Here is a 16614-nt window from a genome sequence, read left to right as displayed (position 1 = left end):
CATCATTTATAAAGGAGCGCATTCATGGCTGTTGGTCTTGGTCCTTTGCCAACGTTGCACCCGGTTGCCGGTTTTGAACTCGGTATCGCCTCGGCTGGCATCAAGCGCCCGGGGCGCAAGGATGTTGTGGTCATGCGCTGTGTTGAAGGCTCCACGGTAGCCGGCGTGTTCACCCTGAACGCCTTTTGCGCCGCCCCGGTGATCCTGGCCAAGCAACGCGTACAAGGCCCTGTGCGTTACCTGCTGACCAACACCGGCAATGCCAACGCCGGTACCGGCGAGCCAGGCCTGGCCGCCGCCGAGCGCACTTGCGCCAAACTGGCGGAGCTGACCGGCGTCGAAGCCAGCCAGGTGCTACCGTACTCCACCGGTGTGATCGGCGAACCGTTGCCTGTGGAGAAAATCGAAGGCGCACTGCAAGCGGCCCTTGATGACCTGTCGATCCACAACTGGGAAGCTGCCGCCACCGGCATCATGACCACCGACACCCTGCCCAAAGGTGCCAGCCGTCAGTTCCAGCACGACGGCGTGACCGTCACCGTGACCGGCATCAGCAAAGGCGCCGGCATGATTCGCCCGAACATGGCGACCATGCTCGGCTACATCGCGACCGACGCCAAAGTCTCCCGCGATGTGTTGCAAAACCTGATGCTCGATGGCGCCAACAAGTCGTTCAACCGCATCACCATCGATGGTGATACGTCGACCAACGACTGCTGCATGCTGATCGCCACGGGGCAGGCGGCGCTGCCGGAAATCACCCGCGCTGAGGGCGAACTGTTCGCCAAGTTGAAGCAGGCGGTGTTCGAAGTGTGCATGGACGTGGCCCAGGCCATCGTTCGCGACGGCGAAGGCGCGACCAAGTTCGTGACCGTTGAGGTCAACGGCGGCGGCAATCACCAGGAGTGCCTGGATGTCGGCTACACCGTGGCTCACTCGCCGTTGATCAAGACGGCGCTGTTTGCTTCCGATCCGAACTGGGGCCGTATCCTGGCCGCCGTTGGCCGTGCCGGTGTGCCGGACCTGGACGTGAGCAAGATCGACGTATTCCTCGGTGACGTGTGCATTGCCAGCCGTGGCGCGCGCGCCGCGACCTACACCGAAGCCCAGGGTGCGGCGGTGATGCAGCAGGAAGAAATCACCATTCGTATCGAGCTGGGTCGTGGCGATTGCAGCGAAACCATCTGGACCACCGACCTGTCCCACGAGTACGTGAAGATCAACGCCGAGTACCGTACTTAAGACCGAGTCGCTCCATTCGCGAGCAAGCCCGCTCCCACAGGGTTCAATGGTGACACTGTGGGAGCGGGCTTGCTCGCGAAGGCTGACGACCAGACGCTAGATATTCTGGCTTGTTACCCTGACGAGAAGGCACCCCGCACATGAGCCTGCACCTGATCATCGGCGACAAACTGCATTCCTCCTGGTCCCTGCGCGGCGCTCTGGCCCTCGATCTGGCTGGCGCCTCCTACACCGAAGAACTGATCAAGCTGAACCAGCCGGACACCCGCGAGCGTCTGCTCAAGCATTCGCCGACCGCCAAGGTCCCGCTGCTGAAGACCGAACACGGCACCATCGCCGACTCCCTGGCGATTGCCGAATACCTGGCAGAACGGTTCCCCGATGCGAACCTGTGGCCCAAAGACACCGCCGCCCGTGCCCAGGCGCGTTCGGCGTGCGCGCAGATGCACAGTGGCTTTTTCGCCATGCGTGGCAACATGCCGTTCGACCTGAGCCATGACGCAGCGCTGTCGCCGGTCCCGGCCGATGTCCAGGCGGACATCGAGCGCATGTCGGCGTTGTGGGCCGAGTGTCGTGCCGCTGCGACCGAGAGCGGTCCGTACCTGTTTGGCCGCCTCACGTTGGCCGACGCGTTTTTTGCACCCATCGCCGTACGCCTGCGCACCTATCGGGTGAAGCTGTCCGCGGCTGACGAAGCCTATGTTGAAACCCTCTACCAATGGCCGGCGTTCAAGGCCTGGCAGAAGGCCGGACTGGAGGAGTTGGAAAAGTGAAGCGAGTCCATGTCGCCGCCGCCGTCATCCGCGATGGCAGTGGCCAGATCCTGATCGCCCGCCGTGCCGATTCACAGCACCAGGGCGGCCTGTGGGAGTTTCCGGGGGGCAAGGTCGAGGCCGACGAGTCGGTCGAAACCGCACTGGCCCGCGAGCTCCATGAGGAGCTGGGCATCGTGGTCGATGCGGCGCGCCCGCTGATCAAGGTCCGGCACGATTATCCGGACAAGCAGGTGTTGCTGGATGTCTGGGAGGTCTCGGCGTTTAGCGGCGAGCCCCACGGCGCCGAAGGCCAACCGCTGGCCTGGGTGTCGCCCCGTGATCTGCCAGATTACGAGTTCCCGGCGGCCAATCAGCCGATCGTCGCGGCGGCCCGATTGTCATCGCAGTACCTGATTACCCCGGAAGATCTGGAAACCCCGGCGTTGCTGCGTGGCATCCAGAAAGCCATTGCCGGTGGCATCAAGCTGATCCAGCTGCGTGCACCGAATGGTTACGATCCCAAATATCGCGACCTGGCTGTCGATGCGGTGGGCCTGTGTGCCGGCAAGGCCCAATTGATGCTCAAGGGGCCGTTCGAGTGGTTGGGCGACTTCCCGTCCGCGGGTTGGCACATCACCTCGGCGCAGTTGCGCAAATACGCAGCGGCTGGCCGACCGCTACCGGCATCGCGCTGGCTGGCGGCGTCGTGCCATAACGCTGAAGAACTGGTGCTGGCCGAACAGATGGGGGTGGACTTTGTGACCCTGTCGCCGGTGCAACCCACTCTGACTCACCCGGGTGTCGAGCCGTTGGGATGGGAGCAGGCGTCGAGTTTGATCGAGGGCTTCAGCAAGCCGGTGTTCCTGCTGGGTGGCGTTGGCCCGGCCGAGGTCGAGAAAGCCTGGGCGGCGGGTGCGCAGGGTGTGGCGGGGATTCGGGCGTTTTGGCCTGAGGGCTGATTTTGTAGCGCTCCTGCTGGCCCTTTCGCGAGCAAGCCCGCTCCCACAGGTTTTGTGTGCGCCACAAATCCACTGTGGGAGCGGGCTTGCCCGCGAAGGGGCCCTGACAGACGCAGGCTAAACCTCAGGCTTCGCCGCCGGCTGCCATAGAATCTCGGCCACGCCCTGACGCTTGGCAATCAGCCGCGCCACCACGAACAACAAATCCGACAACCGATTGATGTACGCCAGGCCAACCCCGGTCAACGGCTCAATCGCATTCAATTGCTGACACCGCCGCTCGGCACTGCGCGCCAGGCTACGGCAGACATGGGCCTGGGCAATCAGCGCCGAACCGCCGGGCAAGATGAAATTTTCCAGTGGTCCCAGCTCTTCATTCCACACATCGATCGCCGCTTCCAGGCGCTCGATTTCCGCTGCATTCAAGGCCTGATACACCGGCATTGCCAGCTCACCACCCAGATCAAACAATCGATGCTGGCAAGGCGCCAAAACCTCGACCACTTCCTGCAGGCCTGCAAAAGTATCCGTTTGTGCCGCCAACCCGGCCAGCAACACGCCCACCTGACTGTTCAGCGTATCGACTTCGCCAATGGCCTCGATCCGCGGGTGATCCTTGGGGACGCGACGGCCATCGCCCAGCCCGGTCTCGCCTTTGTCGCCAGTGCGGGTGTAAATCTTCGACAAACGAAAGCCCATGGTTACCTCGATAGCAGATTGAGTTCTTGCGCGACAGGTGCCGTGCTCGCCAGGGGCAGGCGCAAGGTGAAGCAAGTGCCTTGGCCCAGGGTCGATTGCACTTCCATCTGCCCCTTGTGGTTATTGGTGATGATGAAGTACGACACTGACAGCCCAAGTCCGGTGCCCTGGCCGATTTCCTTGGTGGTGAAGAAGGGTTCGAAAGTCCGTTTGCGCACGTTTTCACTCATGCCGATGCCGTTGTCCTCGACCTGGATTTCTGCCCACGGCGGGTTCAGCCGGGTGCGCAGAATGATCCGCCCTGGCTCGCTGTCGTCTTCGCGCTGGTGAATGGCTTGCGCAGCGTTTTTCAGCAGGTTGAGCAGTACTTGCTCCAGTTCGTTGGCGGTGCCGGGGACCGGGCCCAGCGCCGGGTCGAACTGACGAATGATGGCCTGGCCCTTGAAGTCGAAGCCGATCGCCAGGTCGAAATCGTTGCCGGCGATTTCCACTGCCTGATCAATCAGGGCGGGCAGATCGCACGGGGCCATCTGGCGGGTGCTGCGACGGCTGAAACTGAGCATGTGGGTGACGATTTTGGCGGCCCGGGCACCGGCCTGCTGGATACCGTCGAGCAACTGTGGCACTTCGCGGATTTTCAGATACTGATTGACCGTCGCCAGTTCGATGCCGGCCTGTTCGGCGACCTCAAGGTTCTTCGGCAGGTCGGGGGACAGGCGTCGGCGAATGTTTTGCACGTTGTGCAGGATCGCACCCAGCGGGTTGTTGATCTCGTGGGCCATGCCAGCGGCAAGACCGCCGACCGACAGCATTTTCTCCGACTGCACCATCATTTCTTCCAGGGACAGGCGCTGGGTGATGTCGTCGATCCGGATCACCACGCCACGCCCGGCACCGCCCATCAGTGGATAGAAAGTCAGGGCGTAGTGGCGGGGCTCGTCGTCCTTGAGCCAGGTGACACGTTCGATTTTGGCCACCGTATGCTGTTCGACCGTTTCCTTGAGTTGCGGCAAGAACGGCTTGAGCGGTTCGAAGGCGAGGAAGATGGGCTGGTTCAGGGCTTCATCGAGGCGTGTGCCGGACAGGGCGCTGGCTTCCTGGTTCCATTGAGTCACGTAGAGCTGTTCGTCGAGGGCGATCAGCGCCGACGGCATGGAGTCGATGATGCTGTTGAGGTAGTTCTGGAAGCCGGTGAGCTTTTTCTCGATCTTGCTGCGCACCTGGACTTCGAGCTCCAGTTTGCGGTTGGTATGACGGGTTTCTTCCGCCAGGCCCTGGGCCTGGTCGTATGCGGCCTGGGAGTCGTCCCGAGCCCGCTTGAGTTGCTGCTCCCTGGCCTCGATCCGCGAGAGCATGGTGTTGAATGCCTCGGCCAGGCTGCCGATTTCATCGTGGTTCCCTCGCGAAGCACGCAGTGCGTAGTTTTCTTCACGGGTGACCTGCCGCGACAACTCTTCGAGCTGGTGGATCGGCCGGGTGATCAGGCGCTTGATCTGGCGGGCAATGATCAGCCACAGCAGCACACTGAAGATCAGAATGCCCAGGCTGGCCGTCAGGGTCCCGGTGTAGAACGCCACGGGCAGTTCACTGCTGGCGACCAGCAGCAAATGTCCCGGTGCAGCGCCGGGGCGGGCCAAGGTGATGACTTGATTGGTGCGAAACTCGGTGACCTGCCAGTCTTCGATATGCCGGAAATGTTTGGGCAGTTCCAGATTGTCGCCATGCTGCAATTGCGCCAATCGCTCACCCTTTGCGTCATACAGGGCGGCCGCGCGCAACGGCGAATAGCTATTGAGTTCATTCAGCAGGCGCTCGGCGCTTTGGGGGGACGCCAGGGCTTCGGAGGCCAGGCTGGGGTTGGATACCAGCCGGCCGATGGTCTGCAGGGCCTGGGGCGCCATGCTTTCCTGGGAGATGTAGTACGCGGCGCTGATAAAGGTCAGGTTGGCAACCAGCAGGACGGTGACCATCAGTACCAGCAGGGCGGCCAGCAGTTTCTGGCCGACGGGCAGGTTTTCAAGGCGCTGGCGCAATGGCATCGGATTCATCGCAGACAAGGAACAAGTGGCCAGCGTAGCCGCTGCTCAGTCGCTGGGCAATCCAAGGCTTTGCAGGCGAGCGATCAACCTTGCCTGAAGTTGATTGAGGTGAGGCAGGTTCAGTTGATGACGCCCGGCCACTTTGCAGGCGTAGCCCAGCAGGTAGCTGATTTCCGTGCGGCGCTGGCTCGTGACGTCCTGATGCATCGACGAGTAGTTGGCCGCGGTGGCGTGAATCACCCGTTCGACCTCTTGCTGCAGGTTTTCGCCCGCCGCCGGCTGACCGCAACGCTCAAGTAACTCCACCAGTTCACCGCACAGGGTGGCCACTTCGCATTGATGTTGCTGCAAACCGCCGTTGCGGCAATCGTGCAGCACCGTCAGCGGGTTGATCGCACAGTTGAGCGCCAGCTTGCGCCACAGCCTGGTCAGAATATCGGTGCTCCACTCGTGAGGGATGCTGGCAGCGCTCAAGTCATCGAGCCAGATCGGCGCGACCGGATGGCTCGCATCCCCCAGCCAGGTGAAGCCATGTCCAGCAAACACCACGCGCCAATCGCCATCACGGAAGGCGCCTTCGGTGCTCGAGGCATAGATGCAGCGTGCCTGGGGAACCTGTGCGGCCACCGCGTCCTGACTGCCCAGGCCATTTTGCAGCAGGATCAGTTCGGCGCCGGGGGCCAGGCGTGACGCCAGTCGGGCCACCGCGCTCTCGGTATCGTAGGCCTTGCACGCCACCAACAGGCGGTTGATCGGCTGGTGGCTGTCCGCTGTTTCGGCGGGCACGGCGTAGTGTTGCGCCAGGCCGTGTTCCACCAGTGTCAATCCGCCTGCAGTCTCATAGGCCTGCAGTCTCGCGGTGTCCCGCAGGATCAGCCTGACCGGCACGCCAGCCCGGGCCAGGCGAGTCGCCCATAAAGTGCCGAGGCTGCCGGCGCCGAGTACATGCCAGGTGGTGGACATCAGCTTTTTGCTCTGTTTATGGCGTGCATCGGCAGCTCACAGTGAATGATGGGAAAGACCCGTTATAATCAGCGCGGATTTTAACCGCAAGCCAGGCGCGCTCCATCGGTGCGCCTTTAAATTTGGAGAGATTACATGCCGTCGTTCGACGTGGTATCCGAACTGGACAAACACGAAGTCACCAACGCGGTCGAGAACGCCGTCAAGGAACTCGATCGTCGTTATGACCTGAAAGGCAAAGGCAGCTTCGAGTTCAAGGAAAAAGACCTGACCGTCAACCTGACCGCAGAAGCGGATTTCCAGCTCGAAGCGATGATTGAGATCCTCAAGCTGGCTCTGGTCAAGCGCAAGATCGACGTGCAGTGCCTCGAAGTCAAGGATGCCTTCGCGTCGGGCAAGCTGATGAAGCAGGAAGCCGTCCTCAAGGAAGGCATCGACAAGGAGCTGGCGAAGAAAATCGTTGCTCACGTCAAAGATGCCAAGCTCAAGGTCCAGGCGGCCATTCAGGGCGAGCAGGTTCGTATTACCGGCAAGAAGCGTGATGACCTGCAAGAAGCTATTGCTGTGCTGCGGGCCAAAGAGTTCGGTATGCCGCTGCAGTTCAACAACTTCCGCGACTGACCTTGAAAGCGGGAACCTCTTGGCGTTTGTGACGTCGCAGACCCAAGCAACGGCAGAAACGATTGAACCCGTCGCGGTTCGATCTTTCTGCCGCTTTTTTTACGCATGCCGCATAGCCGGAAAACAGGAGAAAGTAGATGGACTTAAGCGCTGAGGTAGACAACCTGGTCAAGGTATCCCAAACCTGGATCCCGATGATCATGGAATACGGCAGTCGCGTACTGCTGGCGGTCATCACCCTGGCCATCGGCTGGTGGCTGATCAACAAAGTCACGAAAAAGCTCGGCGGTCTGATTGCATTGCGCAATGCCGACCTGGCGTTGCAGGGCTTTATCAGCAGCCTGGCGAACATCATCCTCAAGATCCTGCTGGTCGTCAGCGTGGCCTCGATGATCGGTGTGGAAACCACTTCGTTTGTGGCAGCGATTGGTGCGGCGGGCCTGGCCATTGGCCTTGCATTGCAGGGCAGCCTGGCGAACTTCGCTGGCGGCGTGTTGATTTTGCTGTTCCGTCCGTTTCGTATCGGCGACTGGATCGAAGCCCAGGGGATTGCCGGCACCGTCGACAGCATCCAGATTTTCCATACCGTACTGCGCACCGGTGACAACAAGACCATCATCGTGCCCAACGGTAATCTGTCCAACGGCATTATCACCAACACCAATCGCCAGCCGACCCGCAAAGTCGTGTTTGATGTAGGCGTCGATTATGAAGCGGACTTGCAGAAAGCCCGGCAGGTGTTGCTGGAGTTGGCCAAGGATCCGCGTGTATTGACTGACCCGGAACCTCAGGCAGTCATTTCGACATTGGGTGACAGTTCTATCACTGTTTCCCTGCGTGTCTGGGTGAAGACAGCGGATTATTGGGATGTGATGTTCATGTTCAACGAACTGTCCCGTGATCGCCTGAGAGAGGCCGGCATCGATATTCCATTTCCGCAGCGGGTTATTCGCGTGGTTCAGGAGTCCGCAGTGCAGTGATTGACTTTGCCATATATGTCTGACTTTTCGGTCAGGCATGTGGGGTTGCTGTTCAATAATTGAACAATTTGCACAGGCAACAAAAAAGGCCCATCGGAAGATGGGCCTTTTATTTTGTTACCGCAAACTAACTGGATGCGATTACAAAACCGACAGCGGGTAGTCGACGATGAAACGGAACTCTTTCACGTCGCCTTCACCTTCGTCAGCGTTAGCGAAGTGCCATGCTTGACGAATACGGAAGGACAGGTCTTTTGCCGGGCCAGTCTGAACAACGTACTTGGCTTCGAAGTTGGTTTCGTTGTGCTTGCCGTCTGCACCGTAGATGCCTTCGTAAGCGCCGCCAACTGGGGCTTTGGTGCCGTCGATGTCCCAACCTTTCACGTAACGGGTCATGAAGCTCAGACCTGGAACGCCGTACTCAGCCATTTTCAGGTCGTAACGAACCTGGGCAGACTTCTCGTTCGGAGCGTTGAAGTCAGAGTACTGGATGGAGTTGGCGAGGAAGATCGAGTCGCCGCCGCGGTTGTTTTTGCCCACACCGATGTAGTCGAACGGAGTGTCACCGTTGATCTTCTGGAAGGCGAGGGTGATGGTGTGCGCTTTCATGAACGAGAAAGCGGCTGCCAGGGAGTAAGCGGTGTTGCTGATCTCGCCCGCTTTGGCATCACCAGTGTCTTTGGTGTTGTAGATGTTACCGTCCAGGTTCAGCGACTCGTCGCCGCCCAGCGGGATGGTGTAGTTCAGGTTGGCGTAGTACTGGTTCCAGATGTCTTCCAGCTTGGCGCCGTACAGCGATGCCGACAGGTTGTCGGTGATGCCGTATTTGCCACCGAAGTAGTCGATGGAGTTGGCTTCTACGCCAGCGTAGGTTGCAAACAGGCCGCCGTCACGAGCGTTACGGTCCTGGCTGGTCGCCGAGTAGAAGTGACCGGCTTCGAGGTCAAGGTCTTTGACTTCGCTGCTTTGCAGTTGGATACCGCTGGCAGTTTGAGGAAGGATACGGGAACCGCCAACAGCGAACACGGGAGCAGTGCTTGGCTGCATGTCGCCGACTTTCAGCTCGGTTTTCGATACGCGGAATTTAACGGCGCCGCCGGCTTTACCCTGGCTGTCGTTAACTTCGCCATCGGCGTCGCGGCTCATGTTGCCGGTGCCGCCGGTGCCATCACCGCCGTCCAGTTTGATTGCCAGGTAACCGAAAGCGTCAACGCCAACACCGATCAGGCCTTGGGTGTAACCGGAGCTGAAATTGCCCCAGATGCCTTGGGTCCAGTCTTTCTGGTCGTTGGCACCATCTTTGTTATCACGGTTGAAGTAGTAGTTGCGAACCAGCAAGTTCAGGGTGCTGTCTTCAACAATACCTTTGGCTTCAGCCTGGTCACTTACGAAAGGGGCGGCCGTAGCCAATTGGGTACTGGCTGCTGCTGCAACTGCCAGTGCGATCATGCTCCACTTCATCACGCGCATCGTGATTTGCTCCTTTGGTTTTAGAAGAGTACTGCCGTCCCACCTGTTTTATTATCTGGGCGGCTCTTTCTTTTTGTGTCGGCGCAAACTTATATCACGCCGACAATGTTGGCGATACTTGCGTATCTAACCTTTCGCGTTCTTTACGACCATGTCGCAAACAGCGAGGTAGATGTCGCAAATTTCGAGCTCCGACGCAACCGGGCTGACAACTTTAATGCTGTTTTCTGAGCCTTGGTGTCGGTAAAAAGAGTCCTGGTGAAACGTTTGAATCTCCATCGGGCTACCTTGCCACTGTCTTTTTTGCCTGAATGCCCCCCACTTCCAGCGGGTGTCACTCAGGTGATGTTGGGTACGTATGCAACAAGCGTGCACAAAATCATGTTTTGCTACGGTTTTTTAAAATTGATTGTCTGGCGCTGTAAAAACCTCATAAAACCGGGGGGTTCAAGCGTCCTTGGTGTGGGCTTGACGCTTTGCCTCGCATCATGTTGCAACCTTCTGGTCGACTGCCTGACAACCAAAAATGTTACCGGTTCACCCCGCCAGTGAGTAAATGGCGGATGTCGAAGCATCCAGCGTAGACCCACTGTGCGGTTTTGGTGCAAAAAATTTTAACCTTGTGCTGAATTCATTCCTGTTGATCGTGTGTCTGGCGCGAACTCTTCGTTGTTAATCAGTCATTTCGGTGTTTTTTTCGGTCGGCCGGTTCTGTACTGGTGCGTGGCGTCGAAAAGTGTCTCATCCGGGGGCGGGCTGTCAGCTTTACGCTGGTATTCGTGGCGTCAGTGCAAGGTTCGCCGTGAAGCATGCGCCGTTCACAGGTATGCTGCCGTCCGGTCGCTTGGTGCGCTGCTCCTCTGGATGGACGCTAAGCTGAAATTGATGACCCGGCGGGAGTACGCGCAGTGTTCGCTCTAGATCCACGACTTCAACAAGACACGTTACCGATAGGGGACTTTCCGCTCTGTCGGTTGCTGTTGTCCAACGACTCGAACTATCCCTGGTTCATCCTGGTACCTCGTCGTGAGGCTATCAGCGAGATATTTCAGTTGGATGTCGCAGACCAGCGACAGCTTTGGCAGGAGACGACGGCGCTTTCGCAAGTGCTCAAGGACTCGTTCGATGCGGACAAATTGAATGTTGCGGCGCTCGGCAATGTCGTCAGCCAGTTGCACATGCACGTGATTGTGCGCAAACACGAAGATGCCGCCTGGCCAGCACCCGTTTGGGGCCGGCACCCGGCAAAACCCTACGGTTCGGAGCAGGTTGCCGCCATTCGCGAGCGTTTGCGCCTGATATTGACCGATGACTTTACGTTTCTGGAGGGCTGAACCATGAGCCTGGAAGAACGCGTTACCGACCTTGAAAGTCGCCTGGCCTTTCAGGATGACACCATCCAGGCATTGAATGATGTGCTGGTCGCGCAGCAGCGGGTGGTCGAGCGTCTTCAACTGCAAATGGCTGCGTTGCTCAAGCGGCAGGAGGAAATGGTCGGCCAGTTCGAATCGTTCGAAGAGGAAGCGCCACCGCCGCACTACTAATCAATGTGCAGGCATGAAAAAACCGCGTACAGCCAGGCTGTGCGCGGTTTTTTTTCAGCCTTGAATCAGCGACGCGGCAGTGCGGCGATCACATCTTCGGCTTGCAGGCCCTTGTCACGATTCATGACAGAGAACTCCACGCGCTGGCCTTCTACCAGGACGCGGTGGCCTTCACCGCGAATGGCCCGGAAGTGGACGAAGATATCGTCGCCGGAGTCGCGGGAAATGAAGCCGAAGCCCTTGGATGTGTTGAACCACTTGACGGTGCCGGTATCGCGGTTGCTCATGTCGTAGCTTGGCGAGGCAGCGACCGGTGACGATTTGTAGAAGCTGATGCCCAGATGCAGGGCAACAGCGATCAGGGCGGCGACCAGGCTGAACAGAACGGCAGGTTGACCGGCGATGACAGGCATCGGCGCGATCAGCGTCAGGGTCTGCAGGACTACCGCCAGAGCCAGCAGGACGCTGACCAGGTTTTGCAGTTGGTGGCGCGGACCTTTGTTCCAGTAGGGGATGACAGGTGCAAGCGTGAGATTGAGCAGGCCGAAAAAGGCCAGGTAAAGCGCGTCAGGTTGTTGCAGGTAAGGCAAGGCTTCAGGGTGCAGGCTAGGGATGAAGGACAGCAGCAAGGCTGCTGCGCCTATCAACAGATGGACGATTTTCAACATTTTGATTAACTCACGTTAAGACAGCTCACAAGGAAGAGCTGATGGCGCACGGTTCGCTTCAAGACAATAAAGAGGCGTTGGACACGTGCCCGTTATCAGCCTATGCGCCAGGCCCGGAAAAATAGGCACTGGCGACACGTCGTCTATTTAACAGCAAAGCCGCAGGCTACTCAAATCAGGGCGTCCGGCGGCTCTTTGGCGGTGATTTGCCGCAGGTTGTCCGAAGTTCCGGGGCTGCGGTAAGGCAAGTGACTTGCTGATCCGCGTAGGCAGGTGCATGAAAAAGTGGCGTGGATGCATGGTGCTCTTCTTTCCTACGCCGTTCCGTAGGTGCTTCTGAAGGGGGCATCGCTTCGCTGTGTGGGAAAACGTCCGGAGTAGGACGATCTCCAGGGTCTGCCATAAGTTGTTGGCTTATCCTACGCCGAGGGTCATAAAGTCGGCTGGAAAACACCTTTGCACCTGCGTTTTTATAAGTCGACAGGCAGTTGCGCTTTAAGAAACCAGGATGGCAAAGGAGTGTCAGCGTTATGGTTTATGAGAGGCAAGAAGAGGGGCGATACGGTTCGCACAGGGATGTAAGGGTTGATCCGTTTGTTCGTGAGTTCGATATGGGATTGGCCCAGCCCTTGTCCCGCTCCGTACGATTGAATGGCTTTGCTACCTGTTTGCGGCTTGAGCAGGTTTATTGGGATATTTTGGGAGCGATGGCCCGGGCCAACGGTTGCTCGGTCAGTCGCCTGTTATCCCATGTGGATCGCGAAGTCCACTTGCGGCATGGCGGAGTAAGGAATTTCAGTGGATTGGTGCGGGTCGTCTGTGTCGTACACAGCCTCAAGGAAGGGGGTTGCATCGTCACTGCCTAGTCTGGGCGGTGAAAACGGCAGAGTGTCGGTCTGTGCAGTCTTACGGCTGCACAGGCCGCATTTAATGGATATAATCCCGCTCTTTGCCGCGAAACCCAGCGTGTGCGGTAGCAATCTGATCGCCGAGACAACCTCCATGCCGATGTACGATTATCAATGTGCTTCCTGTGGTCATCAGTTGGAAGCCATTCAAAAGATCAGCGATGCACCGCTGGTCGACTGCCCTGCCTGTCAGGCGCCAGAGCTTAAGAAAATGCTGTCCATGCCGGGCTTTCGCCTCAGCGGCACGGGTTGGTACGAAACCGATTTCAAGACCGGTTCCAAGAAGAACCTGGCCGGCGGCGACAAAGCTGACTAAGGTCCTGAACCTGAATTGAACGACACACGCGAGTTCTTGCATCACCCGACGACTTTTCAAAGGCGGGGCTGCTGTAGGATCTCCAACCGAATTTCGAATTACGAGAAGTGAAACCACGACCATGATGCGCAGCCATTATTGCGGCCAACTGAACGAAAGCCTGGACGGCCAGGAAATTACCCTTTGCGGATGGGTTCACCGTCGCCGTGACCACGGTGGGGTGATTTTCCTCGATATCCGTGATCGTGATGGTCTGGCCCAGGTCGTGTTCGATCCGGACCGCGCTGAAACCTTCGCCGCAGCCGATCGCGTGCGTAGCGAGTACGTCGTGAAGATCACCGGCAAGGTTCGCCTGCGTCCGGCCGGTGCGACCAACGCCAACATGGCGTCGGGCATGATCGAAGTCCTCGGCTACGAACTGGAAGTGCTGAACGAATCGGAAACCCCGCCGTTCCCGTTGAACGAGTTCTCCGACGTCGGCGAAGAAACCCGCCTGCGCTATCGCTTCCTCGACCTGCGTCGCCCGGAAATGGCCGAGAAGCTGCGTCTGCGTTCGCGCATGACCACCAGCATCCGTCGCTTCCTGGACGAGAACGGCTTCCTCGACGTCGAGACGCCGATCCTGACCCGTGCTACCCCGGAAGGCGCGCGCGACTACCTGGTGCCGAGCCGTACGCATGCCGGTTCGTTCTTCGCCTTGCCGCAATCGCCGCAGCTGTTCAAGCAACTGCTGATGGTGGCCGGCTTCGACCGTTACTACCAGATCGCCAAGTGCTTCCGCGACGAAGACCTGCGCGCCGACCGCCAGCCGGAATTCACCCAGATCGACATCGAAACCAGCTTCCTCGATGAAAAAGAGATCATGGGCCTGACCGAGCAAATGATCCGCAACCTGTTCAAGGAAGTGCTGGGCCTGGAATTCGGCGAGTTCCCGCACATGACCTTCGAAGAAGCCATGCGCCGCTACGGTTCCGACAAGCCAGACCTGCGTAACCCGCTGGAACTGGTTGACGTGGCCGACCAGCTCAAGGAAGTCGACTTCAAGGTGTTCAGCGGCCCGGCCAACGACCCGAAATGCCGCATTGCCGCCCTGCGCGTGCCTGGCGGCGCGAGCATGCCGCGCAAGCAGATCGACGACTACACCAAGTTTGTCGGCATCTACGGTGCCAAGGGCCTGGCGTACATCAAGGTCAACGAGCGCGCGAATGGCGTTGACGGTCTGCAATCGCCGATCGTGAAGAACATCCCTGAAGCCAACCTCAACGTGATCCTGGATCGTGTTGGTGCAGTTGACGGCGACATCGTGTTCTTCGGTGCCGACAAGGCCAAGATCGTCAGCGAAGCGTTGGGTGCATTGCGCATCAAGCTCGGTCACGACCTGAGCCTGCTGACCTGCGAATGGGCTCCGATGTGGGTCGTTGACTTCCCGATGTTCGAAGAGAACGACGATGGCAGCTTCAGCGCCTTGCACCACCCGTTCACCGCGCCGAAGTGCTCCCCGGCGGAGTTGGAAGCCAACCCGGCGGGCGCTCTGTCCCGTGCCTATGACATGGTGTTGAACGGCACCGAGCTGGGTGGCGGTTCGATTCGTATCCACCGCAAAGAGATGCAACAGGCGGTCTTCCGTCTGCTGGGCATCAACGAAGCGGAACAGGAAGAGAAATTCGGCTTCCTGCTAGACGCCCTGAAATACGGCGCACCGCCGCACGGTGGCCTGGCCTTCGGTCTGGACCGTCTGGTGATGCTGATGACCGGCGCCCAGTCGATCCGTGAAGTGATCGCCTTCCCGAAAACCCAGAGCGCGGCCGATGTCATGACCCAGGCGCCGGGCCAGGTGGATGCCAAGGCATTGCGCGAGTTGCACATTCGTCTGCGTGAAACGCCTAAGGCCGAGTAAGGCTGACCCGAAGGGCGCATCTGCGGATGCGCCCTTTCTTTATAGGCAGAGCTGTTCAAGATTTTTGTTTGCCGGCCGGCGCAATACAGCGCGGCGGGCAATGTTTCAAAGAGAATTCGGAGCGAGTTATGGCAGGTCATTCCAAGTGGGCGAACATCAAGCACCGCAAAGAACGTCAGGATGCCAAGAGGGGCAAGATCTTCACCAAGTGGATTCGTGAGCTGACCGTCGCTGCCCGTCAGGGTGGTGGTGATCCAGGCTCCAATCCGCGTCTGCGCCTAGCCCTGGACAAGGCCCTGGGTGCGAACATGAGCCGTGACATCATCGATCGTGCCATCGCCCGCGGTACCGGCGCTGCCGACACCGACGACGTGGTCGAGCTGACCTACGAAGGTTACGGTCCTGGTGGCGTGGCGGTGATGGTCGAATGCATGACCGACAACCGTAATCGCACCGCCGCCGCGGTTCGCCATGCGTTCAGCAAGTGCGGTGGCAACCTCGGGACTGACGGTTCGGTGGCGTATCTGTTCGAACGCAAGGGGCAGATCTCTTTCGCCGCCGGCGTTGACGAAGACGCGCTGATGGAAGCGGCCATGGAGGCCGACGCCGATGACGTGGTGACCAACGAAGACGGTTCGATCGATGTGTTCACCTCGTTTGCCGGATTCTATTCCGTGCGTAACGCACTGGAAGCGGCGGGTTTCAAGGGTGACGACGCGGAAATCGTCATGCTGCCGACCACCAGCGCCGAGCTCGATCTGGAAGGCGCCGAGAAAGTCCTCAAGCTGATCGACATGCTCGAAGACCTGGATGACGTGCAAAACGTCTACTCCAACGCGGAAATCCCGGAATCGGTGGCCGCGCAGCTCGGTTGATGGTCGATAAAGATCGCAGCCCTGTAGGCGCTGCCGCAGGCTGCGATCTTTTGATCTTCGCTTTTAAAATCAAAAGATCGCAGCCTTCGGCAGCTCCTACACGGTTATCCTCAGGCAACCGCGAATTCCTTTTGCAGGCGTTATGACTTTAATTCTTGGTATCGACCCCGGTTCGCGCATCACCGGTTACGGTGTGGTGCGTGATACCGGCCGTGGCTGCGAGTACGTCGCCTCCGGTTGTATCCGCACCGGTGCCGGCGAGCTGCCTGAGCGACTGCAGATTGTCTATCGCGGGGTGCGGGAGATCATTCAGACCTACCATCCGGTGACCATGGGGATCGAAAAGGTGTTCATGGCCCGTAACGCCGATTCCGCCCTGAAACTGGGGCAGGCCCGTGGCGCAGCGATCGTGGCGGGTGCAGAGGAAAGCCTGGAAATTGCCGAATACAGCGCAACCCAGGTCAAGCAGGCGGTGGTCGGCACCGGTGCGGCCAACAAGGAGCAGGTGCAGATGATGGTCATGCACATGCTCAAGCTGACCAGCAAACCACAGATCGATGCTTCGGACGCCCTGGCCATTGCCATCTGCCATGCTCATACCCGCTCCAGTCTGCTGCCCCATGGTCTCGGGGCGGCACGCAGTCGTGGCGGGCGCCTGCGTCTCTGATAGCATCAGCA

17 protein-coding genes are annotated in these 16614 nt (G+C 59.1%); 12 read left to right on the top strand and 5 right to left on the bottom strand.

What is annotated here, in order from left to right:
* The first annotated feature begins 24 nt into the window (after positions 1-24).
* The 3 genes from argJ to KW838_RS06305 all read left to right on the top strand — a co-directional run bounded on the left by argJ (position 25) and on the right by KW838_RS06305 (position 2956).
* Positions 25-1242 carry a bifunctional glutamate N-acetyltransferase/amino-acid acetyltransferase ArgJ gene (gene argJ, locus KW838_RS06315; protein WP_102698385.1) on the top strand — a complete coding sequence of 406 codons (1218 nt, stop codon included), beginning with the start codon at positions 25-27 and terminating at the stop codon, positions 1240-1242.
* Positions 1243-1382: 140 nt separating this feature from the next.
* Positions 1383-2015, top strand: coding sequence for a glutathione S-transferase family protein (locus KW838_RS06310; RefSeq protein ID WP_102698384.1), 633 nt, complete (start codon positions 1383-1385; stop codon positions 2013-2015).
* On the top strand, positions 2012-2956 hold the full coding sequence (locus KW838_RS06305) for a Nudix family hydrolase (RefSeq protein ID WP_102698383.1): 945 nt from the start codon (positions 2012-2014) through the stop codon (positions 2954-2956). The genes KW838_RS06310 and KW838_RS06305 overlap by 4 nt, the downstream gene beginning before the upstream one ends.
* Positions 2957-3073: 117 nt before the next feature.
* On the opposite strand, the gene KW838_RS06300 is transcribed toward KW838_RS06305, so the two are convergent.
* The 3 genes from KW838_RS06300 to KW838_RS06290 are packed head-to-tail and all read right to left on the bottom strand — an operon-like array spanning position 3074 to position 6657.
* On the bottom strand, positions 3074-3655 hold the full coding sequence (locus KW838_RS06300; RefSeq protein WP_218500705.1) for a cob(I)yrinic acid a,c-diamide adenosyltransferase: 582 nt from the start codon (positions 3653-3655) through the stop codon (positions 3074-3076).
* A gap of 2 nt (positions 3656-3657) precedes the next feature.
* Positions 3658-5694, bottom strand: coding sequence for a HAMP domain-containing sensor histidine kinase (locus KW838_RS06295; RefSeq protein ID WP_102698381.1), 2037 nt, complete (start codon positions 5692-5694; stop codon positions 3658-3660).
* A 45-nt stretch (positions 5695-5739) separates the two neighbouring features.
* Positions 5740-6657 (bottom strand): putative 2-dehydropantoate 2-reductase, encoded by a 918-nt coding sequence (locus KW838_RS06290; RefSeq protein ID WP_218500704.1) that lies wholly within the window; start codon positions 6655-6657, stop codon positions 5740-5742.
* A gap of 135 nt (positions 6658-6792) precedes the next feature.
* On the opposite strand from KW838_RS06290, the gene KW838_RS06285 reads away from it, so the two are divergent.
* Positions 6793-7278, top strand: coding sequence for a YajQ family cyclic di-GMP-binding protein (locus KW838_RS06285; protein ID WP_007977344.1), 486 nt, complete (start codon positions 6793-6795; stop codon positions 7276-7278).
* A 137-nt stretch (positions 7279-7415) separates the two neighbouring features.
* Positions 7416-8258 carry a mechanosensitive ion channel family protein gene (locus KW838_RS06280; RefSeq protein WP_102698379.1) on the top strand — a complete coding sequence of 281 codons (843 nt, stop codon included), beginning with the start codon at positions 7416-7418 and terminating at the stop codon, positions 8256-8258.
* Between the two features lie 141 nt (positions 8259-8399).
* Here the strand turns inward: KW838_RS06280 and KW838_RS06275 are convergent, their stop codons facing one another.
* A complete protein-coding gene (locus KW838_RS06275; RefSeq protein ID WP_095965396.1) occupies positions 8400-9728 on the bottom strand; it encodes an OprD family porin in 1329 nt (442 codons plus the stop codon).
* Positions 9729-10636: 908 nt separating this feature from the next.
* Between KW838_RS06275 and KW838_RS06270 the strand changes: the two genes are divergently transcribed.
* Together KW838_RS06270 and KW838_RS06265 are read left to right on the top strand one after the other, a co-directional pair.
* The gene (locus KW838_RS06270; RefSeq protein ID WP_218500703.1) at positions 10637-11062 is read left to right on the top strand and encodes an HIT domain-containing protein; all 426 of its coding nucleotides are present in this window, start codon (positions 10637-10639) and stop codon (positions 11060-11062) included.
* A 3-nt stretch (positions 11063-11065) separates the two neighbouring features.
* On the top strand, positions 11066-11272 hold the full coding sequence (locus KW838_RS06265) for a SlyX family protein (protein ID WP_007977339.1): 207 nt from the start codon (positions 11066-11068) through the stop codon (positions 11270-11272).
* A gap of 65 nt (positions 11273-11337) precedes the next feature.
* Here KW838_RS06265 and KW838_RS29715 read toward each other — a convergent pair whose 3' ends face one another.
* Positions 11338-11940, bottom strand: coding sequence for a cold-shock protein (locus KW838_RS29715; RefSeq protein ID WP_095965394.1), 603 nt, complete (start codon positions 11938-11940; stop codon positions 11338-11340).
* 530 nt (positions 11941-12470) lie between these two features.
* On the opposite strand from KW838_RS29715, the gene KW838_RS06255 reads away from it, so the two are divergent.
* The 5 genes from KW838_RS06255 to ruvC all read left to right on the top strand — a co-directional run bounded on the left by KW838_RS06255 (position 12471) and on the right by ruvC (position 16603).
* On the top strand, positions 12471-12806 hold the full coding sequence (locus KW838_RS06255) for a ribbon-helix-helix domain-containing protein (RefSeq protein ID WP_102698377.1): 336 nt from the start codon (positions 12471-12473) through the stop codon (positions 12804-12806).
* Positions 12807-12942: 136 nt separating this feature from the next.
* On the top strand, positions 12943-13164 hold the full coding sequence (locus tag KW838_RS06250; RefSeq protein WP_007977333.1) for an FmdB family zinc ribbon protein: 222 nt from the start codon (positions 12943-12945) through the stop codon (positions 13162-13164).
* Between the two features lie 121 nt (positions 13165-13285).
* Entirely contained in the window at positions 13286-15061 is a 1776-nt protein-coding gene (gene aspS, locus KW838_RS06245; protein ID WP_102698376.1) for an aspartate--tRNA ligase, read from the top strand.
* 128 nt (positions 15062-15189) lie between these two features.
* On the top strand, positions 15190-15936 hold the full coding sequence (locus KW838_RS06240; protein ID WP_007977329.1) for a YebC/PmpR family DNA-binding transcriptional regulator: 747 nt from the start codon (positions 15190-15192) through the stop codon (positions 15934-15936).
* A 142-nt stretch (positions 15937-16078) separates the two neighbouring features.
* Positions 16079-16603: a crossover junction endodeoxyribonuclease RuvC gene (gene ruvC / locus KW838_RS06235; RefSeq protein WP_104449214.1), complete on the top strand. Its 525-nt coding sequence runs from the start codon at positions 16079-16081 to the stop codon at positions 16601-16603.
* Positions 16604-16614 lie beyond the last annotated feature (11 nt).

Origin of the sequence: Pseudomonas sp. PDM27 (assembly GCF_019219205.1) — a bacterium.
In the GTDB taxonomy this organism is placed as follows: domain Bacteria; phylum Pseudomonadota; class Gammaproteobacteria; order Pseudomonadales; family Pseudomonadaceae; genus Aquipseudomonas; species Aquipseudomonas laurylsulfatiphila.
Note: the sequence above shows the minus strand (reverse complement) of the source record. Positions and strands in the feature narration are given on the sequence as shown.